Source organism: Halomonas flagellata, assembly GCF_022487945.1.
GTDB classification, from domain to species: Bacteria; Pseudomonadota; Gammaproteobacteria; order Pseudomonadales; family Halomonadaceae; genus Halomonas; species Halomonas flagellata.
This window is the reverse complement of record NZ_JAKVPY010000017.1, coordinates 22,192-34,937: the sequence shown is the minus strand read 5'-3', so window position 1 is coordinate 34,937 and position 12,746 is coordinate 22,192. Positions and strand designations below refer to the sequence as shown.

The 12,746-nt window shown below is 68.1% G+C and carries 13 protein-coding genes; 5 read left to right on the top strand and 8 right to left on the bottom strand.

Going from position 1 to position 12,746, the window contains the following annotated elements:
• Window positions 1-5: 5 nt before the first annotated feature.
• From MKP05_RS14175 to iolE, 4 genes are read right to left on the bottom strand one after another with little or no spacing between them, the layout of a single operon-like run.
• Window positions 6-998, bottom strand: coding sequence for a Gfo/Idh/MocA family protein (locus MKP05_RS14175; RefSeq protein WP_240568915.1), 993 nt, complete (start codon window positions 996-998; stop codon window positions 6-8).
• 18 nt (window positions 999-1,016) lie between these two features.
• Window positions 1,017-2,174, bottom strand: a complete 1,158-nt coding sequence (locus MKP05_RS14170; protein ID WP_240568913.1) for a Gfo/Idh/MocA family protein — start codon at window positions 2,172-2,174, stop codon at window positions 1,017-1,019.
• 53 nt (window positions 2,175-2,227) lie between these two features.
• Entirely contained in the window at window positions 2,228-3,391 is a 1,164-nt protein-coding gene (locus MKP05_RS14165) for a Gfo/Idh/MocA family protein (RefSeq protein WP_240568911.1), read from the bottom strand.
• 41 nt (window positions 3,392-3,432) lie between these two features.
• The gene (gene iolE / locus MKP05_RS14160) at window positions 3,433-4,353 is read right to left on the bottom strand and encodes a myo-inosose-2 dehydratase (protein ID WP_240568909.1); all 921 of its coding nucleotides are present in this window, start codon (window positions 4,351-4,353) and stop codon (window positions 3,433-3,435) included.
• A gap of 91 nt (window positions 4,354-4,444) precedes the next feature.
• Here iolE and MKP05_RS14155 point away from each other — a divergent pair, with 91 nt between their 5' ends.
• Window positions 4,445-5,494, top strand: coding sequence for a LacI family DNA-binding transcriptional regulator (locus MKP05_RS14155; RefSeq protein ID WP_240568908.1), 1,050 nt, complete (start codon window positions 4,445-4,447; stop codon window positions 5,492-5,494).
• Between the two features lie 24 nt (window positions 5,495-5,518).
• Here the strand turns inward: MKP05_RS14155 and MKP05_RS14150 are convergent, their stop codons facing one another.
• From MKP05_RS14150 to MKP05_RS14140, 3 genes are all read right to left on the bottom strand, one after another.
• Window positions 5,519-6,403, bottom strand: coding sequence for a helix-turn-helix domain-containing protein (locus tag MKP05_RS14150; RefSeq protein WP_240568907.1), 885 nt, complete (start codon window positions 6,401-6,403; stop codon window positions 5,519-5,521).
• 67 nt (window positions 6,404-6,470) lie between these two features.
• A complete protein-coding gene (locus MKP05_RS14145; RefSeq protein ID WP_240568906.1) occupies window positions 6,471-7,643 on the bottom strand; it encodes a Gfo/Idh/MocA family protein in 1,173 nt (390 codons plus the stop codon).
• 16 nt (window positions 7,644-7,659) lie between these two features.
• Entirely contained in the window at window positions 7,660-8,595 is a 936-nt protein-coding gene (locus tag MKP05_RS14140; protein ID WP_240568905.1) for a TIM barrel protein, read from the bottom strand.
• Between the two features lie 483 nt (window positions 8,596-9,078).
• Here MKP05_RS14140 and lhpI point away from each other — a divergent pair, with 483 nt between their 5' ends.
• The 3 genes from lhpI to MKP05_RS14125 are packed head-to-tail and all read left to right on the top strand — an operon-like array spanning window position 9,079 to window position 11,481.
• Complete coding sequence (gene lhpI / locus MKP05_RS14135; protein WP_240568904.1) at window positions 9,079-10,041, top strand: bifunctional Delta(1)-pyrroline-2-carboxylate/Delta(1)-piperideine-2-carboxylate reductase; 963 nt, start codon at window positions 9,079-9,081, stop codon at window positions 10,039-10,041.
• A gap of 40 nt (window positions 10,042-10,081) precedes the next feature.
• Window positions 10,082-10,222 (top strand): hypothetical protein, encoded by a 141-nt coding sequence (locus tag MKP05_RS14130; RefSeq protein ID WP_240568903.1) that lies wholly within the window; start codon window positions 10,082-10,084, stop codon window positions 10,220-10,222.
• On the top strand, window positions 10,219-11,481 hold the full coding sequence (locus MKP05_RS14125) for an NAD(P)/FAD-dependent oxidoreductase (protein ID WP_240568902.1): 1,263 nt from the start codon (window positions 10,219-10,221) through the stop codon (window positions 11,479-11,481). Before MKP05_RS14130 ends, MKP05_RS14125 begins: the two co-directional genes overlap by 4 nt.
• A 100-nt stretch (window positions 11,482-11,581) precedes the next feature.
• Here MKP05_RS14125 and MKP05_RS14120 read toward each other — a convergent pair whose 3' ends face one another.
• A complete protein-coding gene (locus MKP05_RS14120; protein WP_110285468.1) occupies window positions 11,582-12,427 on the bottom strand; it encodes a helix-turn-helix transcriptional regulator in 846 nt (281 codons plus the stop codon).
• A gap of 119 nt (window positions 12,428-12,546) precedes the next feature.
• On the opposite strand from MKP05_RS14120, the gene MKP05_RS14115 reads away from it, so the two are divergent.
• A complete protein-coding gene (locus MKP05_RS14115) occupies window positions 12,547-12,714 on the top strand; it encodes a hypothetical protein (protein ID WP_181422137.1) in 168 nt (55 codons plus the stop codon).
• Window positions 12,715-12,746: the final 32 nt, after the last annotated feature.

The following is a 12,746-nucleotide window of genomic DNA, read 5'->3' as shown; positions in this document are numbered from 1 at the left end:
ACGAATCAATCGACATCGATCGCCACCGGCGCCCGGGTCTGCAGCGACCGCGTGGCGGCGTCGGCGATGCGCTGGGCGCGCAGGGCGGCCTCGGCACCCGGATAGTCGACATCCTTTCCGTGGAGCCCGGCCACGAAGGCGTCCAGGGCCGCGGCGAAGGTGGGTTCGATGCGCTCCAGCCAGTCGGCGTGGAGGCCATCACTGACTTGCTCGCGCCCCTTGTAGACCGACAGGTGGCGATGGGGCTGGCGTCGCGACTCCGCCATGCCCTGCGCGCCGAAGACCTCCACGCGCTCGTCGTAGCCGTAGCGGGTGCGCCGCGTGCTGTCGATCTGCACCAGGGCGCCGGAGGCCATGCGCAGGGTGGCGATGGAGGTATCCACGTCACCGGCCTCGCCGATGCGCGGGTCGACCAGCGCCTCGCCGAAGACATGCACCTCCACCGGCACGTCCTCGGTCAGCCAGCAGAGCAGGTCGAAGAAGTGGATGGTCTGATCGCGCATCTGGCCACCCGAGACCTCGATGTAGGAGAGGGGCGGCGCGTCCTGGGAACGGCAGCTCATCTGCACGAGCTCCACCCGGCCCAGCTCGCCGCGGGCCACGACGTCCTTGAGGGCGGCATGGCTGGCGTCGAAGCGGCGATTGAAACCGATCATCATCGCCACCCCGGCCTCGCGTACCGCGGCCACGGCCCGCTTGGCGCGCCGGGTATCGAGGTCGATGGGCTTCTCGCAGTAGATCGCCTGGCCGGCCCGGGCGGCCCGCTCCACATAGTCGGCATGGGTAGGCGTGGAGGAAGCAATCAGCACGGCGTCCACGTCGGAAGCGAAGACCTTTTCGACGGAAATGGCCCGCGCCCCGTACTGCGACGCCAATGCCTGGGCCCGTGCCGGGTCGACATCGGCCACCAGGGCGAAGTCCACCTCGGGGTGGCGGAACAGGTTGCGGGCATGCAGGGTGCCGATGAAGCCCGCGCCGATCAGGGCAAAGCGTTTCATGGTCAGGGTTCCTTGTGCTCAGAGGGGGATGTGGACCCAGCGGCCCTGGGCGGCATGGGACTCGCCGACCGCCTTGACGAAGCGCACCCCCAGCAGGCCGTCGCGGCTGCCGGGCAGCGGCAGGTCATCGTGGGCGGCCTGGCCGGTCTCGCGGTAGCGGTGGATGGCCTCGGCGACATCGCCGTAGAGGTTGGCGAAGGACTCGATGAAACCCTCCGGGTGCCCCAGCCCCACCCGGGTCAGCCGGGCCTGGTCGGGGCTCTGGCCGTCATGCCCCTGGACCAGCGTCTCGCGGCGACCACCGGGATAGTTCAGGGTGAGGTAGTGCGGGTCCATCTGGCGCCACTCCAGGGAGGCCTTGTCGCCGAACAGGCGGATGCGCAGCCCATGCTCGTGGCCGGTGGCGGCCATGCTGGCCCAGAGGGTGCCCCGCGCGCCATTGGCGAGGCGCACCTGCACCTGGGCATCGTCGTAGACCCGGCGGCCCGGCACGCAGGTGTGCAGCTCGGCCGAGACCTCGGTCACCTCGAGGCCGCTGACGAAGCGCAGCAGCTGATGGGCATGGGTGCCCAGGTCGAAGATCAGGCTCTCCTCGCCGGATTGCGCCGGGTCGAGGCGCCAGGCGGCCTGCTTGTTGCTCGCGTCGGCCTCCACCAGGCTGGCGGCCCAGCCCGAGGCGTGCTCCACCATGGCGATGCGCAGCTCCCCCAGGGCCCCGTCGCGGACCCGGCGCGCCGCCTCGCGCACCATGGCATAGGCGCTGTAGTTATGGGTCAGGACGAAGACCCGCCCTTTCTCCGCGGCCAGCGCATTCAGGCGCTCGGCCTCCTCCAGGTCGCCGGTCATCGGCTTGTCGCAGATCACGTGGATGCCCGCCTCCAGGAAGGCGCGGGCCACCGGGTAGTGGCTGTCGTTGGGCGTGACGATGGCCACCACCTCGATACCGTCCTCCCGGGCGGCCTCCTCGCGCGCCATCTGCTCGAAGTCGGCGTACACCCGTGTCTCGTCGACGCCGAGCTTGGCCGCGGCCTGGCGCGACTTCTCCAGGGAGCGGGAGAAGACACCGGCGACCAGCGCGTAGCGATCGTCCAGGCGCATGCCCATGCGGTGCGCCTTGGCGATCCCGGCCCCGGGCCCGCCTCCCACCATGCCGATACGGATCCTGTCAGCGCTCATAATCAGCTCCTGTGCGTTGTTTTCGATGGCGTGACGATGGCTCGTCGTGGGTGCTAGACGCGGACCCACTGGCTCGAATGAGCGGACTCGTCCATGGCGGTGATGATGCGCTGGTTGGTGCGGCCGAAGGCGAAGTTCGGGTAGCAGTCCTCGTCCCCGGCGATGCCCTGGATCAGGTCGTGGACCTCGATCACCTTGATGTCGAAGAAGCCCAGGCCGCCGCCGGCGAAGTCGAAACCGAAGAAGGCGCCGTACTGGGGCACCTGGGAGCCGGCCAGCAGGGTCTTGAAGCCGCGGTCGCGCTTGTCGTCGCCCACGCGGAAGACCTGCAGCTCGTTGAAACGCTCGCCGTCCATGTAGAGGGTGCCCTCGGTACCCGAGACCTCCCAGTAGACGCCGAACACCCGACCGGCGGCGACGCGCGAGCTCTCGATCACCCCGGCGGCGCCGGAGGCGAACTGGACCAGCGCCTGGGTCTGGTCGTCGTTCTCGACGCGGCGCATCTCGGCACCCTCCTGCACGCGGCTGGCGTAGCCGGCGTCGCTGGCGGGCACGGGGCGCTCGGTGATCTGGGTCTGGGCCTGACAGTTCACCTGCGTGAAGTCGCCCATCAGGAACTGGGCCACGCTGATCACGTGCGCCCCCAGGTCGCCCAGGGCACCGGTGCCGGCCCCCTCGCGGGAGCAGCGCCAGGACCAGGGCAGGTTCGGGTCGTTGAAGAAGCCCTGATCGAAGGTGCCGCGGAAGCGGATCGGCTGGCCGATCTCGCCGGCCTCGATCAGCTGCTTGGCCAGCAGGGCCGCCGGGGTCTTGATGTTGTTGAAGGCCACCATGGTCTTCACCCCGGCGCGCTCGGCCGCCTCCTGCATCTCCCGGGCCTGGTCGTCGTTCATGGCCAGCGGCTTCTCGCAGTAGACGTGCTTGCCCGCGGCGATGGCCGCCAGCGCCATCTCGTGGTGCAGGGCGTTGGGCGAGGTGATGTCCACCACGTCCACCTCGGGGTCGGCCACCAGCGCTCGCCAGTCGCCGTAGCCCCTCTCGAAGCCGAGGCGCGCCCGGGCGGCCTCGGCCGCCTCCTCGCCCTGGTCGGCGATGGCGTAGAGCCGCGGGGTCAGCGGCAGGTCGCGATAGAGCATCCTGGCACGATGGTAGGCATCGGCATGGGCCTGGCCCATGAAGCCGCTGCCGATCAGGCCGATATTCAGGGGGCGGGTCATGGCAGTCTCTCCTGCAAAACGGGAATCGGGGGCTGGCGTATTCAGCGCTGCGCCAGCAGCTGAGTGATATGGCGATAGGCCGTACTGGCCATCTCGCGGGGTGGCGCCTTGGTCGGATCCTGCTCGGCCTCGACGATCAGCCAGCCGCGATAGTCCGGGGAGGTCGCGAAGTCCAGCAGCGGGGTGAAGTCCAGGTAGCCGTCGCCGGGCACGGTGAACATGCCGTCGCGCACCCCCTGGTTGAAGCTGATGTCCTCGCGGCGCACCCGGGCCATGACATCGCGGCGAATGTCCTTGAGGTGCAGGTGGTTGATACGCTGGCCGTGGCGCGCCAGCAGGCCGGCGAGGTCACCGCCGCCGGCCACCACATGGCCGGCATCGAACAGCAGCCCCACGGCCTCGCCGGTGTGGGCCATCAGCGCATCGATCTCGGCCTCACTCTCGACCACCATCATCAGGTGGGCGTGATAGACCAGCTCGACACCATGGCGCGCCTTGAGCGCCTCGGCGAAGCGGGTCAGGCGTTCGCCATAGGCCTGCCAGTCGCCCCGGGCCACCACCGGGGTCCGCGACAGCGGCTCGTCCAGGGGTGACTCGCCGGGCATCAGCCCGCACTCGCCGTAGACCATCACCCGTGCACCGCAGGCCGCCAGCAGGTCGGCGTGGTCGGCCACCGCCTCGAGCTCGGCCTCCGGATCACGCTCGGCCAGGAAGCCGGAGTACCAGCCGCTGGCCAGGGCCAGGTCATACTCCGCCAGCAGCGGCCCCAGCACCGCCGCCTCGCGGGGAAACTTGCGCCCCATCTCCACGCCCTGGTAGCCGCACTCCGCGGCCTCGCGCAGGAAGGTCTCCACCGGGGTGTCGTCACCGAACTCCTCGATGACGTCGTTGGTCCAGCTCAGCGGATTGATGCCGAGCCGCAGATCGTGGGGAGCCAGCAACTCGGCTGCACGTTTTGCCATGACCTTCTCCGCCATGCCCATCTCCTCGCCTATTGCGCTTTGATAGATCTATGATAGATTGATAGCAAACATCATATGCAGGCGAATATCCATGAGTGACAAGCCGTCGTCGACCCCTACGATGGTCGATATTGCCAAGGCCGCCGGCGTCGGCGTAGCCACCGTCGACCGGGTCTTCAGCGGGCGCGCCAAGGTCCGCCGTGAAACCGCCGACAGGGTCATGAAGGCTGCCAGGTCATTGGATTATGAAAGGCCAAAAGAGGAGGCCGGCGAAGCGAGTGCCGCCGCTATGGCACCCGCCCGACGCCTGGGTTTCCTGCTGCAGAAACGCACCTCGCCGGTCTACCGGATCATCGCCGACTCCTTGATAGAGGCATCAAGAAGCCATCACGGGGCACGGGTGATGCCGGTGATCGAGTACTGCGATACCCTGGATCCGGAGCAGGTCTCCGCCGCCCTGAGGCGGCTGGGAAAGCAGGTCGAGGCGATCGGCGTGGTGGCCACCGACCATCCCGAGGTGTCCCAGACCATCGCACGCCTGCGCCAGTCGGGCGTGCCGGCCTTCGCGCTGCTCTCCGAGCTGCCCGCCGGCGGCCACAGCGCGGGCTTCATCGGCCAGGACGGCCGCAAGATGGGACGCACCGCGGCCTGGGCCATGAGCCGCATGACTCAGCCCGGGCCGGTAGGCATCATCACCGGCAGCCATCGCTATGTCTGCCAGGAGCTCTACGAGATCGGCTTTCGCGGCTACTTCCGCGAGAAGGCCCCAGCGTTTCGCGTGGTGGAGCCAATCTTCAGCCAGGAGGATCCCGTGCTGGCCGCCCGGGCGACCCGCGAGCTACTGGATGCCGAACCCGAGCTGCGCGGCCTCTACGTGGCCGGGGGCGGCATCGAGGGGGTGGTCCAGGCGGTCCGCGAGCGCGCTCGCCAGGACCTGTTCATCGTCGGCCACGACCTCACCGCCACCACCCGCGCCGCCCTGGTGGACGGCACCCTGGATATGCTGCTGTCGATACCCCGCCGCGAGCTGGCAGAGCGCACGGTATCGGCCATGGTCGAGGCACTGCAGGCGCCCCTGCCCGACGTCGGCTCGCGGCAGATCATCCTGCCGATCGATATCTTTACGCCGGAGAGCGTATGAGCCGGACTCACCTGTCAATGGCGCTCAACCGCTCAGGTAGCGCTTCCGGTAGCCGCCGGGCGTCACACCCACGACCCGCTTGAAGGCGGTGTTGAAGTAGCTGGGATGGCGATAGCCCACCTGCTCGGCGATCTCGGCAACGCTCAGCGGCGTGTTGATCAGCAGGGACTGGGCTTCGCCGACCCGACGCCGGATCAGGTAATGGATGGGCGAGCAGCCGACCGCGGCCTTGAAGCGGTGGGCGAGATGATAGGGACTGACCTTGAAGCGCTGGGCCATGACCTGCAGGTCGATCGCCTCGGCGTAGCGCTCGTCGATATAGCGCCTGACCTCCTGGCCGAGGTCGTAGCCGGGAGACTCGAGCCGCAGTTCCGGGCGTTCGAGCAGGCGCCCCACCAACTGGATCAGCGCCTGCAGCAGATGATGGCAGACCTCGGCGCTGCCGCCCTGCCCCACCTGATCGTAGAGCAGCTGCATGAGGCCCTCGAAGGCGGCATGGTGCTCGCCACTGGCCAGCACCGGGCTGCCCTGCTCGGGCACCAGGTGATTGACCGGCAACCCCCTGAGCTTGAGCCCCCGGAAGCCGCAGCAGTAGGCGACGATGCCAACCTCGGGCCGAGCGGACTCGTCGTGGAGGATACCGCTGTTGTAGATCAGCACGTCGCCCCGGCGGGTCCGGTACTCGTGCCCGCCGATGATATGGGTACCCTGCCCCTCGCGGATGAAGACGATCTCGGCACGGTCGTCATGGCGATGCATGGCCCGGGGCATGGCGCTCTGGGTGCCCTCGGCCCTGCACATATAGAGCAACTCGGCGGGATGCTCGACGATCAGCGAGCTGCTGGCGCCAGGCCTCATGAACCGCTGGATCACCGGTGCCCCTCCACAATGGCGACGTTCACCGGTCATCTTCGCGCATCCCCGGCGTCGCCTGCCAGCCCGCTGGCTTCCTCCCGGGGCGGGCCGGCATGGACCATCAGGCATAGTCGACCCAGACCGCCCCGGCATCGGCGGAACGCACGCAGTTCTCCACCCAGCGCACGCCCTCGACCCCGGCATCGATGTCGGGGATCCCCAGCGCCTCGACGGCCGTGGTGTCGCCGCGATCCATCGCCTCCATGGCCAGCGCGAAGCGGTAGTAGAGATTGGACCACGCCTCGAACAGCCCCTCGGGGTGGCCGGCGCCGATGCGATCGTCCTCCCGCGCCTGTGGATAGAGGTAGTCCATGCCACGCTCCAGGATCCGCACCGGCTCGCCCTGCACCTCGTAGCGCAGCTGGTTGGGGTGCTCGTCCCACCACTCGACACTGGCCCGGGAGCCGATGACCCGCACCTTCTGGCCGTGCATGGAGCCGGCATTGACCGCCGAGGTCCAGAGGTGGCCCATGGCGCCGCCCTCGTACTCCATCAGCACGTAGGCGTTGTCCTCCAGCGGCGCCCGGCTCGCCACGAAGCTCTGGCGCGAGCACAGCAGCCGCTTGATCCGGAGTTCCGGCAGCATCATCTCGGCGATGTAGTAGGGGTGAGTCGCCAGGTCCCCGAGCACGTAGCTGGGCCCGGCGTAGCGCGGATCGACCCGCCATCGGGTGCCGGGGTTGGCCTGCTCGACGGCCTCGCTGTGGAAGCCATGGGCGAACTGCATGTGGATCATGCGGATCTCGCCGAGGTCGCCGTTGGCGATCATCTCCCGCGCCTGGCGGATCAGCTGATGCCCGGCGTAGCCATAGGTCACGCCGACGATGCGTCGCCGCTCCTGGGCCAGGGCACGGAGTTCCTCGGCCTCATCCACGCTGAAGCACAGCGGCTTCTCGCAGACCACGTGCAGCCCGGCCTCCAGCGCCGCCTTGCAGATGGCGAAGTGGGTGCTGTTGGGCGTGGCGATGGAGACCGCCTGGATACCGTCCTCGCGCCGGGCCTCCTCGGCGAACAGCGTCTGGTAGTCCGGATAGCAGCGCTCGGGCGCCACTCGCAGCGACTCGCCGAATTCCCGGCCGCGCTCGGGGTCGATGTCGAAGGCGCCGGCCACCAGTTGGAAGCTGTTGTCGCGCAACGCCGCGCAGCGGTGGCTATAGCCGATCTGGCTGCCGCGGCCGCCCCCCACCATCGCCCAGCGGATCGGGGCTGTGACTTTCAGGTCACCCTGGATCATGGTCATGTCTCCTGTGTTAGAGGCTGGCCTGGAAGCCCTGGCCCTTCAGGTATTCGAGACTCGCCGTCACATCGGCGAGGCTGCCGTCGGCATCGCGCGGATCGCGCTCCTGTTCGATGGTGATGTAGCCCCGGTAGTCGATCTCGTTGAGCAGCCGGTAGATGCCATCGTAGTCCACGATGCCCTTGCCGATGGGGCACATCACCCCCTGGGCGCAGGCATCGAAGAAGTCCACCTGCCGGGCCATGACCTCGTCGAATATCTTCGGCTCGATGTCCTTGAAGTGCAGGTAGTCCATCCGGTCGGCGTGCTCGCGGAGCCAGGTCACGGGATCCATGCCCGAGTAGTGGAGGTGGCCGGTATCCAGGCACAGGCCGGCGGTCTCGTAGGGGATATCCTCCATCAGGCGCAGGATCTCGTCCTCGAACTCGATGTAGCCGCCGGCATGGGGGTGGATGACGACGCGGATGCCATACTCGCGGCTGGCCAGCTCGGCGATGGTGCGGATATGCCCCATCATTGTGGTCCACGGGTCATCATCGAGACGCGCTGCCTTGTCGGGATGGCCGGCATAGCGGCTGCGCTCGGCATGCACGTGGTCGATCACCACCAGGTAGGGAGCCGGGTAGTACTGGCCCGGTTCGCGCGGCAGTTCCGGCAGCTGCTTGAGGAAGGCGCAGATCTCGTGGGTCTGCTTGACCAGGCTGCCCAGGTTCTCCGGATCGACCAGGTCGTCGAAGATGGTGCCGGCGACTACCTTCAGGCTGCGCTCGTCCAGGGCCTTGCCCAGCAGCTCCTTGTCGAGGGGCAGGTAGCCGTAGGGGCCCAGCTCCAGGCCCTGGTAGCCCGCCTGGGCGGCCTCGTCCAGGACCTTCTGCCAGGGCGGCAGATGGGGGTTGTTGACGTCGTCGACGCCCCAGCAGCAGGGCGCGCTGGCGATTCGCATGCTCATGTGGATGGCTCCTATTGCTCTTGTCATGGGGGCTGGGGCTACGCCCGAGCGACCCCCATTACAACAGGCCTCCATCAGCCCCAGTTTCATATTCTTGCGATTTCTTTGCCCCTCCACTCAACCGACGACCTGCAGCAAATCCGTCAGCTAGAGGGCTGGCGGCGACGGCCGTCCCCGCCGGGTACAACCGATTTAATTTTCTTGTGATAGGCGGCACCGGGACAGCGAGTCCCGGAAAAGCATGGCGGCCCGGGGTGCGCCCGGGCCGCCATGGTAATGTGGAGGCAAGCGCATACGAGAAACGCCGAACTCTTTGACGCGGTGATCCAGCTTTGGGGCTGGGCACGGGGACGGCTCCTGGCTCGAACCGGCAGGGAAGGAGCGAACTGTGGAGCCTGGGGTAACTATTGCGGAGCCTCGGTCAAGGGGATAGGGGGGCGCCGCCGTAGACTGATCCTATCGCCCAACCAATCGGAGACGGTCATGTATCTCGATGCCGATCAAGTGATCCAGGCCCTGCCCTGGCCTGCCCTCGTGGAGGCCCTGGATGACGTCTTCACCCAAAGGGTGCACTCACCGGTACGTCACCACCATCACCTGCAGGTGCCCGGTGACCCGGAGGCGACCCTGCTGCTGATGCCGGCCTGGATCGAGGGCAAGTATCTGGGCGTCAAGCAGGTCAACGTCTTCCCCGGCAATAGTGCCCGTGGCCTGCCCGGCCTCACCGGCCACTACCTGCTGAGCTGCGCACGTACCGGCCACCACCTGGCCCAATTCGAGGCGAACGAGCTGACTGCCCGCCGCACCGCGGCGGCCTCGGCCCTGGCCGCGCGCTACCTGGCCCGCGAGGACGCCAGCGAGCTGCTGATGGTCGGCGCCGGGCGCATGGCCCGCCGTCTGATTCCGGCGCACCAGGCGATTCGGCCGATCCAGCGGGTGCGCATCTGGGATATCCGCGAGGCCTCGGCCCGTGCCCTGGCGGAAGAGTTCCGTGCCGAGGGGATCGATGCCGAGGCGGTAGCGGAGGACGGCTTGGCCGAGGCCGCCGGCCGGGCCGACATCATCAGCTGCGCCACCCTGAGTCGCGATCCGCTGATCCAGGGCGAGTGGCTGTCGCCCGGCACGCACCTGGACCTGGTCGGCAGCTTCACGCCCTTCATGCGCGAGGCCGACGACGAGGTGATGCGTCGTGGCGCGGTCTTCGTCGATACCCGTGAGGGTGCCCTGAGCGAGACCGGCGACCTGATCGAGCCGCTGAAGGCGGGTGTCATCCAGGAATCCGACATCCTGGCCGACTTCCCCGACCTGTGCGGCAAGCGCCATGCCGGCCGCAGCGCGCTCGAGGATCCCCAGCAGGCCATCACGGTGTTCAAGTCGGTGGGGGCCTCGGTGGAAGACCTGGCGGCGGCCATCCTGGCCTACGAGCGCTGCTCCACGCCGTCCTGAGCGGCGGGTCGGTAACCCTCGCCCAGGAGTGTTCCGCAAGATGAAAGACGACGCAGTCCCCGACATCCCCGTACCGCGTCTGCCGCTGGCCTTGATCCCCATCGCGCTGCTCGGCTGGTTCTCCCGGCGGGCCGAGCCCGAGGCACCGGCTGGCGCGGCCATGGTGGAGGACCAGGCATGAGCCAGGCCGCCTTCCCTTGCCGGATTGCGGTGGTCGGCGCCGGCGTGGTGGGCATGACCACCGCGCTGGCCCTGCAGCGCCAGGGGCATACGGTCAGCGTGCTGGATCCCCAGGGGCCGGGAGAAGGCGCCTCCTACGGCAACGCCGGCTTCCTGGCCACCGAGTTGATCGACCCCTTGTCGACGCCGGCCACCCTGCGCAAGGCGCCACGGTTGTGGTTCGACCCCCACGGGGCCCTGGCCCTGCCCCTTCGCTACCTGCCACGGCTGGCGCCCTGGCTGATGCGTTTTATCGCCGCCGCCCGCCCCGTCCAGGTCGCCAAGGGGCGCCAGGCACTGGCGGCCCTGAACGGGGCGGCGGTGGCCGCCTGGCAGCGCTGCCTGGCTGATATCGGGGCCGAGGAGGAGTTGGTGGCCTCGGGGTATCTCCTGGTTTGGGAGTCTGACCGAGGCCGGGCGGCGGCCAAGGCGCAGATGGCACACCTGCGCCATTGGGGGTATGAGGTGGAATGGCTCGAGGCGGCGGCGCTACGCAAGCGCGAGCCGGGACTGACGGGCGAGCTGAGCCACGGGCTCTACTTCCCCGGCGCCCACCAGGTGCGCGACCCCTATGCCCTGGTGCGGCGCCTGGCCGCAGCGTTCGAGGCCCGCGGCGGGGTTATCCGCCAGACGAAGGTGGAGCGCCTCGAGCCGCGTGGCGAAGGCGTACGCCTTCACACCGATGCGGGGGAGTGGGAGGCGGACCAGGCGGTGGTCGCCGCGGGGGCCTGGAGCCATCGGCTGGCCGCCGGGCTCGGCCTGTCGATCCCGCTGGAGACCGAGCGCGGCTATCACCTCACGCTGCCCCAGCGGGGGGAAGCGCTGCGCCAGCCGGTGGGCTCGGCGGAACGCCGCTTCGTGATGACGCCGATGCGTTGCGGCCTGCGGGTGGTCGGCTTCACCGAGCTCGGTGGCCTGGCGCTGCCCCCGGTCAAGCGCCGCTACACCTCCCTGCGCCATCATGCCGAGGCGCTGCTGCGCGACCCCACCGGCCTCGATGACGGTGCCGAGGAGTGGATGGGCTTCCGGCCGACGCTGCCCGACTCCCTGCCGGTGATCGATACCCACCCGGACTACCCGGCGGTGCACTTCGCCTTCGGCCACCAGCACCTCGGCCTCACCCAGGCGGCGATCACGGCAGAACTCGTCGGCGCCCTGGTGATGGGGGAGCCCCCCGCCCTGGACCTCGAGCCTTATCGTGTGACGCGCTTTCAGCGGTGAAGGAGGGCACACCAAGCCGGCCGGTTCCGTAGTGGCTCGGCGTGACAAGACCGCCGCGAAAACGGTTGGATGTCGAGACCTCTTCCGGCCTCCGGGCCCATCACGCCGATGGCATCCGGCCAGGTAAGGTGTCCGCGTTGCATCTATCTGGATGCATTGCGCTTCTGCGCTCCTCACTCGGTGAATAGCCCATCCTGCGCCGATAGGCTCGTGAAAAGCTCGACACCCCGGAAAAGCCCAGGTCGAAGGCGATTTCACTTACCCGGCGCGGCGTCTCGCGTAACCAGAAACGCGCCCAGCGTAAACGCCGGTTCATGACATACTGCTGCGGAGTGACGCCGAAATCGCGCAGGCAGAGCAGGTGGAGTTGGCTCTGGCTGAGATGGCAGGCATCGGCCAGCAGCTGGTTATCGGGAGGCGTCGTCAGGCGCTCGTCGATCAAGCTATCGAGAAGTGTCGCGGAGAGTCGCCCTTGGCCTCGGGTCTCCGTATGACCCAACGCCAGTAGCTCACTGAGCTGGCTGACGAACAGGATGGCCAGTTGGTGGTTGAGGAGGGCGGACTGCGCCGTGGACTTGTCCGCCTTCAACTGGCGTGTGGCCAGCTCCACCATGGGGATCAAGGTGGGCGGCAGGCTGAGGGTCTTGGGCGTCGCGAACAGGGACTCGCGCAGTTGCAGGGCGCAGCTCTGCTCCAGTGACGCCAGGCAGGGGTCATCGGTGTCGAGATCGATGACCAGGATCTCGCAGCTGTCGTCGCCTCCCCGGAAAAGATGGTGCTCGCTGGGCGGCAGGATCGCCGCCCGGCCCAGTTCGAGGTGCTCTCCGCCGGGGCTGAATTCAATGTCCAGGACGCCACGCCACCCCAGCAGCAGTTGCGGATAGGAATGGCAATGCTCTCCCGAGTGGCGTGCAATGCGGTTGCAGCGAGCCAGGGTCTGGGACATGGGCCTTCCTCGGGCAGCAAGAGTGCGGAGTCTCGAGCAACGGCTCAGGAGTCTGGATCAAGAGTCCGGTCGATGCTCTGCCTAGACTGGCATGACAACATCGTTGAAACGAGGTTGACATGAAGCTCGAGTCCGAGCAAGCGACCGAGGCGCTACCTTGGGAGGCCCTGGCTGACGTCTCCGGACGCGAAGCCAAGGTCGGGATCACCCTGTTCAAGGGCGTGGGCATCGCCACCGAGGATCTCGGTGTCGCCATCCCGGCGCTGGAGACGGTGGGCGCAACCTGAGCCGGGACACCTAAGCTACATAATGACCTTTC